The sequence below is a fragment of the Desulfobulbus alkaliphilus genome (assembly GCF_016918545.1).
In the GTDB taxonomy this organism is placed as follows: domain Bacteria; phylum Desulfobacterota; class Desulfobulbia; order Desulfobulbales; family Desulfobulbaceae; genus Desulfobulbus; species Desulfobulbus alkaliphilus.
On the sequence record NZ_JAFFQC010000221.1, the window covers coordinates 1 to 453 of the forward strand.

A 453-nucleotide genomic window follows, 5' to 3' on the forward strand; every position below is an offset into this window, starting at 1 on the left:
AACTTGTCCCCCTCGGCCGGGGCGCGTTTTCGCACCGCGCTGGCCAATGAGAAACCCCTGCAGATCGTTGGCACCATCAACGCCTATATGGCGCTGATGGCCGAACGCAGCGGCTTCAAGGCCCTCTACCTCTCCGGCGCCGGGGTGGCCAACGCCTCTTATGGCCTGCCGGATCTGGGCATGACCTCCATGAACGACGTGCTCATCGATGCCGAGCGCATCACCGCCGCCACCGAGATCCCCCTGCTGGTGGACATCGACACCGGCTGGGGCGGCGCCTTCAACATCGCCCGTACCGTCCGCGCCTTCGAGCGCGGTGGGGTGGCCGCCGTCCACATGGAGGATCAGGTGGCCCAGAAACGCTGTGGCCACAGGCCGAACAAGGCGGTGGTCTCCATCGCCGAGATGGTGGACAGGATCAAGGCGGCGGTGGATGCCCGCCGGGACGAACAC

At 66.7% G+C, this 453-nt stretch carries 1 protein-coding gene; it reads left to right on the forward strand.

The genetic code is table 11. The features are described from left to right. Nucleotides 1–453: isocitrate lyase/phosphoenolpyruvate mutase family protein (locus JWG43_RS18230; protein WP_275888514.1), on the forward strand; the 453-nt coding region annotated here is incomplete at both ends.